Here is a 14,329-nt window from a genome sequence, read left to right on the forward strand (position 1 = left end):
AAGTTATTCTTTCAGCATATCTAGATTTTAATTCTCTAATATCTAAATTACTAGATATAATCATATTTTTCTTTAAAAGAAGTTTTTTATTAAGTAATGTAAATAATTCAGTTATAGAAAAATCAGTAATTTGTTCTGCTCCTAAATCATCTATAACAAGTAAATCACAATTAATTAATAAATCTTCTAAGGAGTTATTTCCTTCAAAACGTATTTCTCTTAAATTTCTAATTAGTTCATCAGAGGTTCTATAAACAACTAAAAAACCTTTATCTAATAATTCTTTTGCAATACAACAAGATAAAAATGTTTTACCAGTACCTGAATTACCATAAAAAAATAAATTTTTATTTATATTTTTAAAATTAGGAAGATATTCATTAGCTATTTTATCAAGTGTTACTTCTATATTTTCTCTAGGAGAAAATTTTTCTCCTGGATTTTTAAAATTAGAATAATAGTTAGCATTAAACATTTTAAAATTATTTTGTTTTAAAGCTTCTTCCATATCAGAATTTTTATAATAAAGTTCTATTAATTTTTGTTTAAAGCAACTACATTTAGAAATGCCTATAAATCCTGTATCTTTACATTTAGTACATCTAAAATGTAAGTTTAAGTATTCCTGAGGATAACCTCTTGCAACAAGCATTTCATATTTTCGAGCTCTCATATTTTCAATTTTATTTCTTAAAATTTGAATTTCTTCATTTTTATTATTAGATTTTCTTAATGCTACAAGAGAAAGATTAACACTAGCTTTTCCTATTTCTCTATCTAAATTTAAAATTTCAGGATATTTATTATTTATTTCTGTTACTCTTTTTTTAAATTTCTCCTTTTCTTCTGTACGAATTTTTTCATATATATCTAGTAGTTGACTTTGATATCCTTTTATCATTAATCATCCCATCCTAATAACTGTTTTTCTAATAAATCATAATCATACTCCCTTTGAGAATAATTAGTAAAATTTAAAGCCTTTTGAGGGGTGTGGGAGTTATTTGAAACATTTGTATTTCTAACTATTTGATTAGGCTTTTTAATATCTTTTGTAGCAACATCTTGTAATGTTTTAATTTGATCTTTATGCCATTTAGTAAGAATTCCATCTATGTACTTGAAATCTGCTCTATTAAGTCTTTCAAAGCATATATCACAAGCTTTAAAAATGAGTTCTAAAGAAAAGTTAAAAGTAAATAACCATTTTTCTAATATATCTTCTTGAGGTTTCATTATTTCATGATTTTTTATTCCGAGATAATTTAGTATTTTCTTTATTTTTACCCATTTATCTTCATTTTTTGTTATATAAGCTTGAGCTTCATCTATATTTGTAATTCCACAATCATACCATGAAATAGCAACTTTTTCTATGTATCTAGAATCTCGCTTACCTTTTGATGCACAATATTCTATTAATAAGAGTATTAGCTCAGATGAAAAATTATATTCGTTTTGCCAAGAGAGATAAGATGACATTTCCATAGGTGATAAAGTTCTTCCTATAAGTTTTTCAATGTCTTTTAGCATATCTTTAGTATTATTTTCATTTAATGCTGATAGCAAATCAACCTTTATTGAAGTAGATTCATCATCAGTTGGATATAGATCTAAAAATTCTATGTTAAAATTATTCATTTTGTCTATAGGTAATAATTTTATAACTCCTTCATCATTCCAATAATTTAAGGCATTCATAATATCTGATTCAAGAAGATTTAATTTTGTAGCTAATATTGAAGAATTTACTCCAAGTTCACCAGAAATGCTATATTTAAGCATTAACAAGTATACTTTCACAAATTCTCCTCTTGCTTTAGTCATATATTTATCAATAAATATATTATTTACAGGAGTAAAATTAGTGGCTGAGTTTTTAAGCATAAAAGTGCTCATTATTAAATCCACCTTTCTTAAAATTAATTATATTAAGCACTCTAATTATATCAAAGAGAGATTTTTATAACAACAAAGATAATTTTAGAGAATTTTAAAATTAAAGTATATTTTAGAATAAAGTAATTTATATGTTTTTTAAAAAAACAATATGAGTATTATGAAATAAAGGAAGAATAGTATTTTAATAACCAATTTAAATTGATTATGTTAATTTTAATATTTGAGAGTATATAATTAATTTAAATTTTGTACAGATGTGTATATATTAGTTATGGTTAGAGAAAGTTCAAAGAGTTGAGGAGGAGAATAGTAATAGTAGTAGAAGTATAAATCCTCATTTACACTTTGAACTTAGATATACTGAAAATCTAAAAAAATTAATTAAATTATTGAATAAATTTTGATAAATCTAAAGTGCCTTCTCCAACCATACTTTTATTATAATTTTCAATTGGATTACAACTTATTTTAATTAAAGAACAAATATCTTTAAATTGAAGTTTAGGATTATGTTCTAATAAAAGAGCACATGATCCACATACATAGGCACAAGCTATTGAAGTACCATTAAAGGATATATAATCTTTTTCAAGTTTAGGTGGATATAATTTTAAACCATTTTTTTCAGAAATATAAGAAATATTACTATTTAAACACATTATATTTACACAAGCTGCAACTAAATGTGGTTTGTGTAAATTATTTTTATTTCCGCATGAAGAATATATATATGGCTCAAAAGGGGATTTACAAGTATTTAACCCTCCTACAACTATACAATTTTCAGATAATGCTAATCCCCTTATAGAATTTTCTATGTTCAAATTATTACCTGTTGGAATTATAGGAATTATTTTATTTTTTATTGCTATTTTAAAAATATTATCAAAACATTCTATAATAAAAAAATCATTATTTAATAGTTCAAAAGGTAAACAAAGAATATTTACTGGGAAATCTTTATCTCTTATTAAGCTTTGTATTGAAAAAAGTATATCAGAAATAAAGGCTTTTCCTACTGAATTAAAAGCTTTATAACAAATAAGCATACTTTTAGTTGCAATACCTTTATATATGGACTTAGAAGAAATACCACTACTACACATTACTCCAGCTAATGCTGTACCATGTCCATTATCATCATAAGGAAAATTAAGATTATTTATTAAATCTACAAATTTTTTTATTTTATTAATGGGAGTTAATAAATCTTTATGAGGATAAATACCACTATCTATAAGTCCTATGTTAATTCCATTACCTGAATATTTAAAATCATTAGATAGGTTTACACAATTAGCTGTATTTATACTAAGACCACTTAAAATAGCATAATCATCAAAACAGATATATTTAACTTCAGGGTATTCTATTAATCTATAGATAGCTTTTGAATTTAGATTTGCACAGATGATGTCAATAGAATCAATGCTTCTAATTATATTACCCTTTAAGGTTGGAATTTTTTTTTCTATATCATCAAAAAATTTTTTGCATTTTATAAGTACTCTATAAGAATTATAATAAGATTTATCTAAACATGTTTTTAAATTTTTATCTAATTTATTTTTTAGAGAAAACATATTAAAGACTCCTAAATTATTTATCATGTATATTATATGAAAAAATATTTAATTTTGATATTAGGATAAATTTAATATATTATTTTAGAAATTGTATAAATAAAAACTTGCTTACTACTTTTTAATTAATTATATTAAGCAAGTTTTTATTTATATAATTATTTTTTGCATTTAAAAATTATTATACCAATTATCATAATAGCTAAACCTAAAAATTCATTAAGTGAAAATTTGATTTTATTAGTATTAAATAAACCAAAAGCATCTATTATAGCTGCTGTTAATAATTGAGAAACTAAAATTATTGATATACCACAAGTAGGACCTATGGAACTAACAGTTTTCATTACTGTATAGGTTATAATAACCCCTAATAATCCGCCTAATAGGTATAATTTATTTACAGATTTAATTTCTTGCCAATTTCCATTTTTGCCAAGAGTAAATAGTAGTATTAAAGTACAAAGAAAAGCAGTGCCTTGAACAATGACATTAGTTTGCCAAAGGCCTATTTTATCAGATAATCTAGTATTAAAAACGCCTTGAATACTCATAGCGGCACCAGAAATAATAGCAATTATAATACCAAGCATAAAATCACCTCAAAAGTATTATGTGCGTAAAATAAAAAAGTTATGTTGTATACTAATAATTTATAAGTATTTAACATAACTTTTAGAATTTTTTGAATTTTTACAATGCAATTTTACATAAATCTTTTGAAAAGAATATTTCTTCAAGTTTATTAGTTGAAAAACCTAAAGTTATTCCAAGACTTAAAAAATCTTCAAAAAGTGTATTATAATGATCTACAGATGGAGATATTATTAAATCATTTATGTCTATAAGTAAATTTAAAAATTGATCACTTAAACAGTAATCATTTGGTTTAATTTTTATGGAATAGCACAAATTATAATTTTTATCTATTCCTATAGTTAAAATATGACTTAAACATTCAATGTATTTTTCTAGAACTATTTGTTTAGATATTTTTATATCATTTTGATTCCAATAAACAAAACATTTGGTTTCATTAGCTAATTCGCTAAGTCTAACTTGTAGAGCTAAATGTTTTCTAGCTGTTACTTTATAGTTGTTTAGACTTTTATCAATTAAAAGCTGTTTGTTTAATTGTTCTTGGTGAAAGAAAAATTTATCTAGATCCATGAGTATATCCCCCTATCTTCTTAAGCTTAATGCTTATAATCACATTTTACAAAAACTTTTTATACTTGAAAAGCCTAGAAAACGAATACAAAAACAAAAAATATGAATTTTAAATGCAAATTTTACATATTTTAACTTTAGTTATTTTATGTAAATCAAAAAAAGACTATACATTTTTATGTATAGCCTTTTTATTAATAATTTTTAAGTTCGTAAGATTTAACTATAGTTTCTCTTCTATTATTAGATAATTTCCAAAGTTCAATTTTACAAATTTTTAAAGAATTACGTCTAAGAGTTGGCTTTACAGGAATAGTAGTTGGAGTTAAACAATTTTTTTTAGGGTCTTTAAAATTGTTGTTAATATGGCAAATAGGAATAAATAAGGGGCTATCTACAGTTTCTTTTATATTAAATCCGTGGAGTTTAAGCATATCATTTAAAGAACGATGAATCTTTTTTATATATCCTTTATTTTCTATATTAAGTTTAACAAATCTATTAAAAGATTCTCCATAAGATATATTACCTGTAAGTTCAACTTTAAACTTTTTATATGGTTTAATCATTTTTAATATTATTTCATCTAGTTTTTCTAAATTTGGATTATCTACAGTTTCTAAAGGAATATGTAAGGTTAATTGATTTTTGGGTAATTTATATCTTCTTAATAAATTCCTTTGAACTGGCTCGATGTTTTTATAAGAATCCAAATCAAACAAAGCCACTATATAGTATTTCATTTTAAATCCTCTCTTAACTATTAAAATATTTTCCAAATATAGTTAAACAAAACTTTTTTATAAATTATAACATATTACAAAAATAAAAAGAATATGATATTGAAAAAATATGGATGCTTAAGTGTTGAGAAATGCTGAAGAATACTTTATAATATTCAAGCATTTACATAAAAAAAAACTTTAATTATTAGCTTATTATGATATAATGAAAATTATGAGTAATAATTGTTAATAAGTATTTTTAATAAATTACATAGAAATTTTAAGTTAATTATAGAAAATTAATTATAAAAACATAATATGGATATAAATTGGAATAAAAATTAAAAAAATGGCGAGTTTTATATATATAAATTAAAATAGCAAGGGTGAAGTGGATGGAAAAGTTAATTATAAGGGGCGGAAATGCCTTAAAAGGTGCTGTGGACATAAATGGAGCTAAAAATGCAGCAGTAGCTATATTACCAGCGGCTATATTAGCTAGTAGTGGTAAATGTGTAATAGATAATATACCTGACATAGAAGATGTTCATTGCTTAGAAAGAATTCTTAAAAGTTTAGGTTGTGTAGTTGAAAAGACAGAGAGTAATACTTTAAGTATAGATGCAACTAATATAATAACAGTGGATGCTTGCACAGATGATGTAAGGAGAATGAGAGCTTCTTATTATTTTATAGGGGCTTTATTAGCACGTTTTAAAGAGGCTAGAGTAGAATTGCCAGGAGGGTGCCCTATAGGTGTAAGACCTATTGATCAACATATTAAAGGATTTGAAGCTTTAGGTGCAAAAGTAGTTATTGAACATGGTGCTGTAAAAATATTTGCAGAAAAATTAGTAGGAGCTAATATTTTCTTTGACGTTGTTAGTGTAGGAGCTACTATAAACCTTATGATAGCTGCAACTCTAGCAGAAGGAAAAACTGTTTTAGAGAATGTAGCTAGAGAACCACATGTAGTGGATGTAGCTAATTTCTTAAACTCTATGGGAGCTAATATAAAAGGTGCTGGAACTGATATTATAAGAATTAAAGGTGTTAAGGAACTAAAAGGTTGTAATTATAGTGTAGTTCCAGATCAAATAGAAGCAGGTACATTTATGATTGCAGCTGCAGCAACAAAAGGTGATGTTACTTTACAGAATGTAATTCCGAAGCATTTAGAATCAATTAGTGCTAAACTTTTAGAGATGGGTGCTTGTATAGAAGAAGGTGATGAATCAGTAAGAGTTTATGTTGATGGAGACTTAAAAGGTGTAAATATAAAGACTGCTCCATATCCAGGTTTTCCAACTGATGTTCAACAACCTATGTGTGCATTATTAAGTAGTGTTATAGGAAAAAGTATGATAGTTGAAACAATATGGGAAAATAGACATAAACATGTTGATGAATTAAAGAAAATGAAAGCAGATATAAAAGTTGAAGGAAGAACAGCTATTATTGAAGGAAACGAAAAATTAGTTGGTGCTGCGGTAAAAGCAACGGATTTAAGAGCAGGAGCAGCTATGGTAATAGCAGGATTAACAGCTGAAGGAATAACAGAAATAAGCAATATAGAACATATTGATAGAGGATATCCTCATATAGAAGATAAATTTAGAGCACTAGGTGCAGATATAAGAAGAGAAGAATAAAAATTGGGGGAAATTTCATGATATTTTGCTCGTTATTTAGTGGTAGTAGTGGTAATAGTATATTTGTATCTTCTGATAATACAAAAGTATTAGTTGATGCAGGTTTATCAGGAAAAAAAATAATAGAAGCGTTACAAACTATTGATGAAAATCCTAAGGAAATAGATGCAATATTTATCACCCATGAGCATAGTGATCATATAAAAGGGGCTGGAATAATATCAAGAAAATTAGATATTCCCATATATGCTAATGAAGCTACATGGTTAGCTATGGAAAAATCACTGGGAAATATAAAAGACAAAAATATAAAAGTACTTCAAAAAAGAAGTGTAACTACAATTAAAGATTTAGATATTGTTTGTTTTAATACTCCACATGATTCCATAGCACCTATGGGTTATACTTTTAGTTCAAATGGAAAAAGTGCAAGTATTGTAACAGATATAGGTACTTTTACAGAAGAAATAAAAAGAAACATAAAAGACTCTCAAGTGGTGTTATTAGAATCTAATCATGATGTTGAAATGTTAAAGTTTGGACCTTACCCATATGATTTAAAGAGAAGAGTATTAAGTGAAATAGGGCATTTATGTAATGAAGATTGTGGTAGAGCTATTGTTGATATATTAAATATAAATGATAAAATAAGCAGAAACATAGTGTTGGGACATTTAAGTAATACAAATAATGTTCCAGAGCTGGCGTATACTACTGTATTAAATGTTCTAAATGAAAATAAAATAGCTGTGGGAAAGGGTTTAAACTTGAGAATGGCGGATAGATATAAACCAAGTAGTTACATAAAATTTTAGATTAGACTTTTTAGTTAAGGGGATTTTATGATGAAAAAAGGTGTAATTTTAGCTATAGTAACTTCTTTAATGTTAGTATCTTGTAATAGCATAAAGAAAGATGAACTTTCAGTACAAAACAATGAAAAATTAAAAATGATAATTAATGATGAAATTGGTGAAATAAAAACAAAGATATACTTTGATGGAACTAATAATGAAAAAAATCCACAAGTTGCAGAACAGACTTTGTTTATAAATGGGGAAGAATTAATTGGACAGTATTTAATGCAATCCTTAATACAAGGACCAGATATAAAAGGAAGTTCAAAAGCTATTCTTCCTAAAAACACAAAATTAATTTCATTTACTATTAAGGATGATATAGCTATAATAAACTTAAGTAAAGATGCAGTAATAAAGATGAGTGTAGCTAAAGAAAAGGTATGCTTAGAAAGTATACTTCTTACTATAACTCAATTATCATCAGTAAATAAGATAAATATTATTGTAGAAAATCAAATGATAGATTCTTTAGGGGGAAATTTTGATATATCAAAACCTTTTGGAAAGGAAGATTTGAATGGACTTAGAAAGAAATAATATTTTATCCTGTCAGCAGCATGTAGATATAGCTATTGATGAATTTATTAATGATAATGGAACTTTTCCAGAGTTAATAGAGAATAAGGAAGGGAACTGTGATTATTGCAAAAAAGAATCTAAATATGAAATTAAATAGGAAAATATTGAAAAAAACTTATTAACTTATTATAATTTTGTATAGAGAGGTTTGTGTTATATTATCAAAGATTTTTAAAAGGAAAGAGGAGAAGGAAAAATGAGTTTATATAAGCAATGGACAGACATGGTTGTAGATTATGTAAAAGTTAAAGGTGAAGCTGCTTTTTGGGATGAGTATAGCGATATAGAAAGCAGAATATATACTAAATTATTAGCTAATCATACAGAAGCTAAAAAAACAACAATAGCAGAATTAGCAAAAGAGTTTGGAACAACTCCAGAGTTCATCATGGGATTTGTTGATGGAATAAATGATAGTTTAAAAACTCCATATGATTTAGAAAAGGTAGAAGCTGATACAGAATTAGTATTTGATATAGATTTAGAAAATTTATATTTCAATATGTTAGATGCTAAAGCAGACTACTTATTTAATTTACCACAATGGGATGCAATATTCTCACCAGAAAAAAGAAAAGAGATTCAATCAAAATACAAATCTTCAAAAACAGTTGTTAATGAAGTTAAAGTAGGAAGAAATGATCCTTGTACTTGTGGAAGTGGAAAAAAATTCAAAAAATGTTGTGGAAAATAGTTTAAGATAAGAAGGTAGGATAATCCTATCTTCTTTTTTATATAATGGAAAAGTAATAATTTGTTAATTTGTTGTGATATAATATACAAGAAAAATATTATTTGGGAGATGGTTTATTTGGACAACAACATGAATTGGGTTAATGAAAAAAAAATAAGTAGGACAATAAAAGCTCTTGAAAAAAATAATATAAAAGGATATTTAGTAGATAATAAAGAAGAATTAAAACAAAAAATAGATGATATAGTGTTAAAAGGCTCTAAAGTAGCTTGTGGAGGCTCTATGACCTTATTTGATACAGAAGTTATAGAACACCTAAGAAATGGCAGATATGACTTTATAGATAGATATAAAGAGGGATTAACTCCAGAAGAAATAAAAGAAATATACAGAAAGGCTTTTTCTTGTGATGCATATTTTACAAGTACCAATGCTATAACTGAAGATGGATATCTTTATAATGTAGATGGTAATGGAAATAGAGTGGCAGCAATGCTATATGGACCAGATAAGGTTATAGTAGTTGTTGGAGTAAATAAAATAGTTAAAAACATAAAAGAAGCAATAGAAAGAAACAGAAGAGTATCTGCTCCAGCTAATGCAAAAAGATTAAATAAAAAAACACCCTGTGCAAAAGTAGGATACTGTATGGATTGTACCAGTGAAGATAGAATTTGTCGTGAATATACTTTAATAAAAAATCAAAAAGATGGAGATAGAATACATGTTATATTTCTAAATGAAGAATTAGGATATTAAAATTTAATAATTAAATTTTTGGGGAAATAATAAGACAGATATTAAGTAAAAATACTTGATATTTGTCTTATTTTTTTCAAAAAAAGTATTAAGAGTAAAATCATTATGTTAACATATCATAGTATAAATAGATAAAGTTAACGGAGGAAAAAATGAATATAACATTAATTTCAGTAGGAAAATTAAAAGAAAAATATTTAAAGCAGGCTATAGATGAGTATGCAAAAAGATTAAGTAGATATTGTAAGCTTGAAATAATAGAATTACCAGATGAAAAGACTCCAGATAATGCCTCAGAAAAAGAAGAATTACAAATAAAAGAGAAAGAAGGGCAATTAATACTTTCTAAAATAAAAGATAATATGCATGTAATTGCTATGGATCTAAAAGGTAAGCACTTAACTTCAGAAGAATTATCACAATATATAGATAATTGTGGAGTGATGGGTAATTCTAATATAACTTTTATCATTGGTGGAAGTTTAGGTTTATCTCAAGAAGTTTTAAAAAGAGCAAATTATAAACTATGTTTTTCAAAAATGACATTTCCACATCAATTGTTTAGAGTTATGCTTTTAGAACAGGTTTATAGAGCTTTTAGAATTATGAAGAATGAACCGTATCATAAATAAATGAGGTTTTTACTGAAATTTAATATGTTAACGAGATTTTATATAAATCTCGTTAACATATTAAATTAATGATATTTCAACTTCTGTATCTGATAACCATTCGACTTGGACTATATCACCAGGGGTAGCATTTAAACCACCTTTTAAATATCTACCAAGAGGTCGTAAACCATTAGCACTAGTCAAGTTTTTTCCATATACAGCAGTAGTACCTTGAGTACCAGTAGCTTTAACTCTAAAGTTTTGACCATGTACAGTAAATTCAGTACCATCATTAAATAAGCATAAACGTGTAGCTACATCCATATGAATTGGAATGTATACTTCATCAGGATGCCTATTTCTCAAACCATCACTACTAACAGTTCCCCAATTTAAGTGCACATCTTGTAATTCTACAGTAAAAAAATCTCCAGTAGTTGCCATAATAAAAACCATCCTTTCTATAAATTTACAGAATAATAATAACATAAAATTAGAATAAAAGTAAATATATGAATAGCGGGAATAGATTTAAAATTATTCAGGAATATATAAATAAAATAACCAGAAATATTGTTAAAAATGCAGCAATATTTTGACGCGTATGATATAATCGGTTAAGGAGGTGATTAATAGTATGATTTTTAGAAAAGGAGAATTGTTCTGTGGGCCAGGAGGGTTAGCATTAGGTGCTAAAATGGCTTCTTTTATGGAAAATGGAGAAGAGTATGGAGTGCAACATGTTTGGGCAAATGATTATGATAATTCAGCATGTAGAACTTTTGCAAGAAATATATGTGAGTCTGGTGAAGATGTAATAACAGATAATGAAAATAAGGTATCGCAAACTAATGCTTCAATAATATGTAAAGATGTAAGAGAATTAAGAATAGAATTATTACCTCCTATAGATGCATTTACATTTGGATTTCCGTGTAATGACTTTAGCAATGTAGGTGAGAAAAAAGGTTTTAATGGAGAGTTTGGACCATTATATACATATGGAGTAAATGTCCTAAGACATCATAGTCCACAATGGTTTTTAGCAGAAAATGTTGGTGGATTAAGCAATGCTAATGATGGAAATGCATTCACTAAAATATTACAAGACTTATCTAATGAAAATCTTAATGAGTACGGAGGATATAATATAGTTCCTCACTACTATAAATTTGAGGAATATGGTGTTCCACAAGCTAGACATAGAATAATAATAGTAGGAATAAGAAGAGATTTAGGATTAACATTTAATGTTCCAGCACCAATAACTCCAAATAAAAACGAGTATAGAACTTCTAAATATGTATTTGAGAATGGAAATTATGAACTAGAAGGTAATGTTGAAAATTCTTTACATAACAATGAGCTTACAAAACATCCGATAAGTACAGTAAGAAGGTTAGAGGCTATTCCACCAGGTGAAAATGCTTGGTATGAAGGTATACCAGAAGAATTAAGGTTAAAAGTAAAAGGTGCTAAATTGAGTAATATTTATAAAAGATTGAATCCTAATTTACCTGCTTATACTGTAACTGGAAGTGGTGGTGGTGGTACACATATGTATCATTATGATATTCCTAGGGCATTAACGAATAGGGAGAGAGCAAGACTTCAAACCTTCCCTGATAGCTATATATTTGAAGGTGGCAAAGAAGATGTAAGAAGACAAATAGGAATGGCAGTTCCTCCAATGGGAGCTAATATTATTATTAAAGCAATTCTTAACACTTTTGCAGGAATAGAATATGATTCAGTACCAGCTAAATGGAATATTGATGATATAAAGGATATTACATAAGTAATATCCTTTATATTTTATCTAATATTTGAGTAAAAGAAGTATAACTACTATTATCGATTAACTTTAAAAATAATTCTACCCTATTTTGTGGAGGAATATCGTTAGATATACAATAGTCTAAAAGTGACAATAAAGTTTTTGCATTAATCATAATGCCAAGAATCTCATTATTAGATGATTTAGCAGATATTTTTGAAATATTAGATATACCACCAATATCACTACAAGTCACATACCCGAAGAATTTCAAATCATAATTATCGTAATTAATATAATTAGATATATATTCTGATATCATGTGAGATGCTAGTGAAGATGATAATGTAAACTTTTCTTTATAATTTTTAGCATCTATTATGCCACAGAGATTATCATTATATTTTAATAATATATCTATTTCAGTTCTTTCACCATCAACTTTGGGATGCATTAAAACATCAAAGCCTAGTTGTTCTAATATTCGACCTATCTTTTTTTCGAATTCTAAATTATTTGGTTCGTTTAGCACTCCGTTTACAAAGTTCTCATCTAAAGTTTCCATTATAGTATTAGATTTAATATATTCAGATATCTTTTTTGATTCAGCAATAGAAAAAGATGATGATGATAATATTTCTATAATTTTATCATTAGATAAAGTTGATGGGTTAGGATATTGGTTTAATAGCTTCTCTGCTTTTTTTAACTTTTTATAAGAGTTTGTAGCTGGCTTTATATCGCCATATCTGCTAGCTTTGTAAGAATTAATATCTAATCCATTAACTTCAGCCATTCTTTCTAATGAAAACAAATATCTATTATTAAATGGATAACGGGTGTCATAATATTCTAAATCTGAAATAACACTCGAAAGATTATATAATGGAACGGATATTTTTGCATTTATACCTCTATCATATTGAACTAGTCCAGTATATTCAGCTATAAGCATAAATGTATGAGCTACATCTGAATGAGCTGCATAAAAATCTCTAGAACCTTTATCAGAACGTTCTCTATGCTCGTATTCACTTGAAACCATAGTCTTATAATCATTTTTATCTTCTGTAGACATATTTCTAAATGACTGAACTTTAGATACTATGTTTTCTAAATCTGTTTCTCGTTGAGCAGTCATAACTATAAATGTAATTTCTTCTTTGGTTAAATGATATGACAATTGTGAATTAATACATAATTTTATTAGAAATCTTACAGGTAAGATTGCAAAATTTGAATCATATTTAGGTTTAAATCCTTTTTCAAGAAAATATGAATTAGGAATTTGTAAAGTTAGAATTTGCTTTTTTATATTTTCAAATATATTATTACCATTTAATATTTCATTAGATACTTTTGTTGGAATTAGGAATCCATTTGTATCAGTATAGCAATAGGAGAATGTTTTTAATAGGCTAGCCCAAGTTCTACCACCTGAACCACTATCACTAATAGAGTTTCTTTTTATACCTATATCAATCAATGCTTGCTCATAATCTTTGTGAGCTTGTCTATTTCCAGCCCACTTAATAGTAAAGTTATTAGTAGATTTAAATAAAGCTTTTAATGCTTCCTCATGAAACGAAGGGTCTCTTTCTGGTCTAGTTATAAACCAGATTTTTCTTAAATTACTCTCATTCATAGAATTACCTCTCAATTAAATTGATAGTTAAATTATAGCTTATTTATCAATAGTTAAGCAAACTATTGATAATATTTTAGATGTATTATAATTAGTATATAAATATACCCGAATTATTCACCAAACTATTTTTTAGAAGATAAAAATATCTAAATATATGGTTTGGTGTTTATTTTTTAAAAGAATTTTTATTTTAGCATAGAAAATTTATAAATTTTATTTTATATATCTAAAAAGGTCAGAGTATCCCTACGGACTTGCGGAAATTCCTTATTTTTCGATATTAAATTATATATTTTTCATATCACGGCAGAGCCTTTAAGGCACCTATATTATTTAATATATTCATAAACTCTTCTTTGTAAGGAC

At 26.3% G+C, this 14,329-nt stretch carries 16 protein-coding genes; 8 read left to right on the forward strand and 8 right to left on the reverse strand.

Annotated elements, in window-relative coordinates; all coding sequences use genetic code 11:
* From GBZ86_RS06455 to GBZ86_RS06480, 6 genes are all read right to left on the reverse strand, one after another.
* The coding region (locus tag GBZ86_RS06455) for an ATP-binding protein (protein WP_152888882.1) at positions 1–901 on the reverse strand (901 nt) is incomplete at its 3' end.
* Positions 901–1,899 carry a DnaD domain protein gene (locus tag GBZ86_RS06460; protein ID WP_152888884.1) on the reverse strand — a complete coding sequence of 333 codons (999 nt, stop codon included), beginning with the start codon at positions 1,897–1,899 and terminating at the stop codon, positions 901–903. The genes GBZ86_RS06460 and GBZ86_RS06455, both read right to left, overlap by 1 nt.
* 389 nt (positions 1,900–2,288) lie before the next feature.
* The gene (locus tag GBZ86_RS06465) at positions 2,289–3,485 is read right to left on the reverse strand and encodes a S8 family serine peptidase (protein ID WP_152888886.1); all 1,197 of its coding nucleotides are present in this window, start codon (positions 3,483–3,485) and stop codon (positions 2,289–2,291) included.
* 158 nt (positions 3,486–3,643) lie between these two features.
* A complete protein-coding gene (locus tag GBZ86_RS06470; RefSeq protein ID WP_152888888.1) occupies positions 3,644–4,078 on the reverse strand; it encodes a DMT family transporter in 435 nt (144 codons plus the stop codon).
* Between the two features lie 100 nt (positions 4,079–4,178).
* Positions 4,179–4,655 carry a dUTP diphosphatase gene (locus tag GBZ86_RS06475; protein ID WP_152888890.1) on the reverse strand — a complete coding sequence of 159 codons (477 nt, stop codon included), beginning with the start codon at positions 4,653–4,655 and terminating at the stop codon, positions 4,179–4,181.
* Positions 4,656–4,849: 194 nt separating this feature from the next.
* Positions 4,850–5,398, reverse strand: coding sequence for a hypothetical protein (locus tag GBZ86_RS06480; protein WP_152888892.1), 549 nt, complete (start codon positions 5,396–5,398; stop codon positions 4,850–4,852).
* Positions 5,399–5,775: 377 nt separating this feature from the next.
* Between GBZ86_RS06480 and GBZ86_RS06485 the strand changes: the two genes are divergently transcribed.
* The 7 genes from GBZ86_RS06485 (at position 5,776) to rlmH (ending at position 10,556) form a co-directional block, all read left to right on the forward strand.
* Positions 5,776–7,032, forward strand: coding sequence for a UDP-N-acetylglucosamine 1-carboxyvinyltransferase (locus GBZ86_RS06485; protein WP_152888894.1), 1,257 nt, complete (start codon positions 5,776–5,778; stop codon positions 7,030–7,032).
* Positions 7,033–7,049: 17 nt separating this feature from the next.
* Entirely contained in the window at positions 7,050–7,847 is a 798-nt protein-coding gene (locus GBZ86_RS06490) for an MBL fold metallo-hydrolase (protein WP_152888896.1), read from the forward strand.
* A 27-nt stretch (positions 7,848–7,874) separates the two neighbouring features.
* Complete coding sequence (locus GBZ86_RS06495) at positions 7,875–8,429, forward strand: GerMN domain-containing protein (protein ID WP_234885124.1); 555 nt, start codon at positions 7,875–7,877, stop codon at positions 8,427–8,429.
* Positions 8,410–8,568: a CxxH/CxxC protein gene (locus tag GBZ86_RS06500; RefSeq protein WP_152888898.1), complete on the forward strand. Its 159-nt coding sequence runs from the start codon at positions 8,410–8,412 to the stop codon at positions 8,566–8,568. Before GBZ86_RS06495 ends, GBZ86_RS06500 begins: the two co-directional genes overlap by 20 nt.
* A gap of 99 nt (positions 8,569–8,667) precedes the next feature.
* A complete protein-coding gene (locus GBZ86_RS06505; protein ID WP_152888900.1) occupies positions 8,668–9,165 on the forward strand; it encodes an SEC-C metal-binding domain-containing protein in 498 nt (165 codons plus the stop codon).
* 117 nt (positions 9,166–9,282) lie between these two features.
* Entirely contained in the window at positions 9,283–9,924 is a 642-nt protein-coding gene (locus GBZ86_RS06510) for a lactate utilization protein (RefSeq protein WP_152888901.1), read from the forward strand.
* 152 nt (positions 9,925–10,076) lie between these two features.
* Positions 10,077–10,556 carry a 23S rRNA (pseudouridine(1915)-N(3))-methyltransferase RlmH gene (gene rlmH, locus GBZ86_RS06515; RefSeq protein WP_152888903.1) on the forward strand — a complete coding sequence of 160 codons (480 nt, stop codon included), beginning with the start codon at positions 10,077–10,079 and terminating at the stop codon, positions 10,554–10,556.
* Between the two features lie 60 nt (positions 10,557–10,616).
* Here the strand turns inward: rlmH and GBZ86_RS06520 are convergent, their stop codons facing one another.
* Positions 10,617–10,982 carry a hypothetical protein gene (locus tag GBZ86_RS06520; RefSeq protein WP_152888906.1) on the reverse strand — a complete coding sequence of 122 codons (366 nt, stop codon included), beginning with the start codon at positions 10,980–10,982 and terminating at the stop codon, positions 10,617–10,619.
* A 193-nt stretch (positions 10,983–11,175) separates the two neighbouring features.
* On the opposite strand from GBZ86_RS06520, the gene GBZ86_RS06525 reads away from it, so the two are divergent.
* Positions 11,176–12,336 carry a DNA cytosine methyltransferase gene (locus GBZ86_RS06525; RefSeq protein ID WP_152888909.1) on the forward strand — a complete coding sequence of 387 codons (1,161 nt, stop codon included), beginning with the start codon at positions 11,176–11,178 and terminating at the stop codon, positions 12,334–12,336.
* A gap of 10 nt (positions 12,337–12,346) precedes the next feature.
* Here the strand turns inward: GBZ86_RS06525 and GBZ86_RS06530 are convergent, their stop codons facing one another.
* Positions 12,347–13,960 (reverse strand): restriction endonuclease, encoded by a 1,614-nt coding sequence (locus tag GBZ86_RS06530; RefSeq protein ID WP_152888911.1) that lies wholly within the window; start codon positions 13,958–13,960, stop codon positions 12,347–12,349.
* Positions 13,961–14,329: the final 369 nt, after the last annotated feature.

Source organism: Clostridium tarantellae, from assembly GCF_009295725.1.
GTDB classification, from domain to species: Bacteria; Bacillota; Clostridia; order Clostridiales; family Clostridiaceae; genus Sarcina; species Sarcina tarantellae.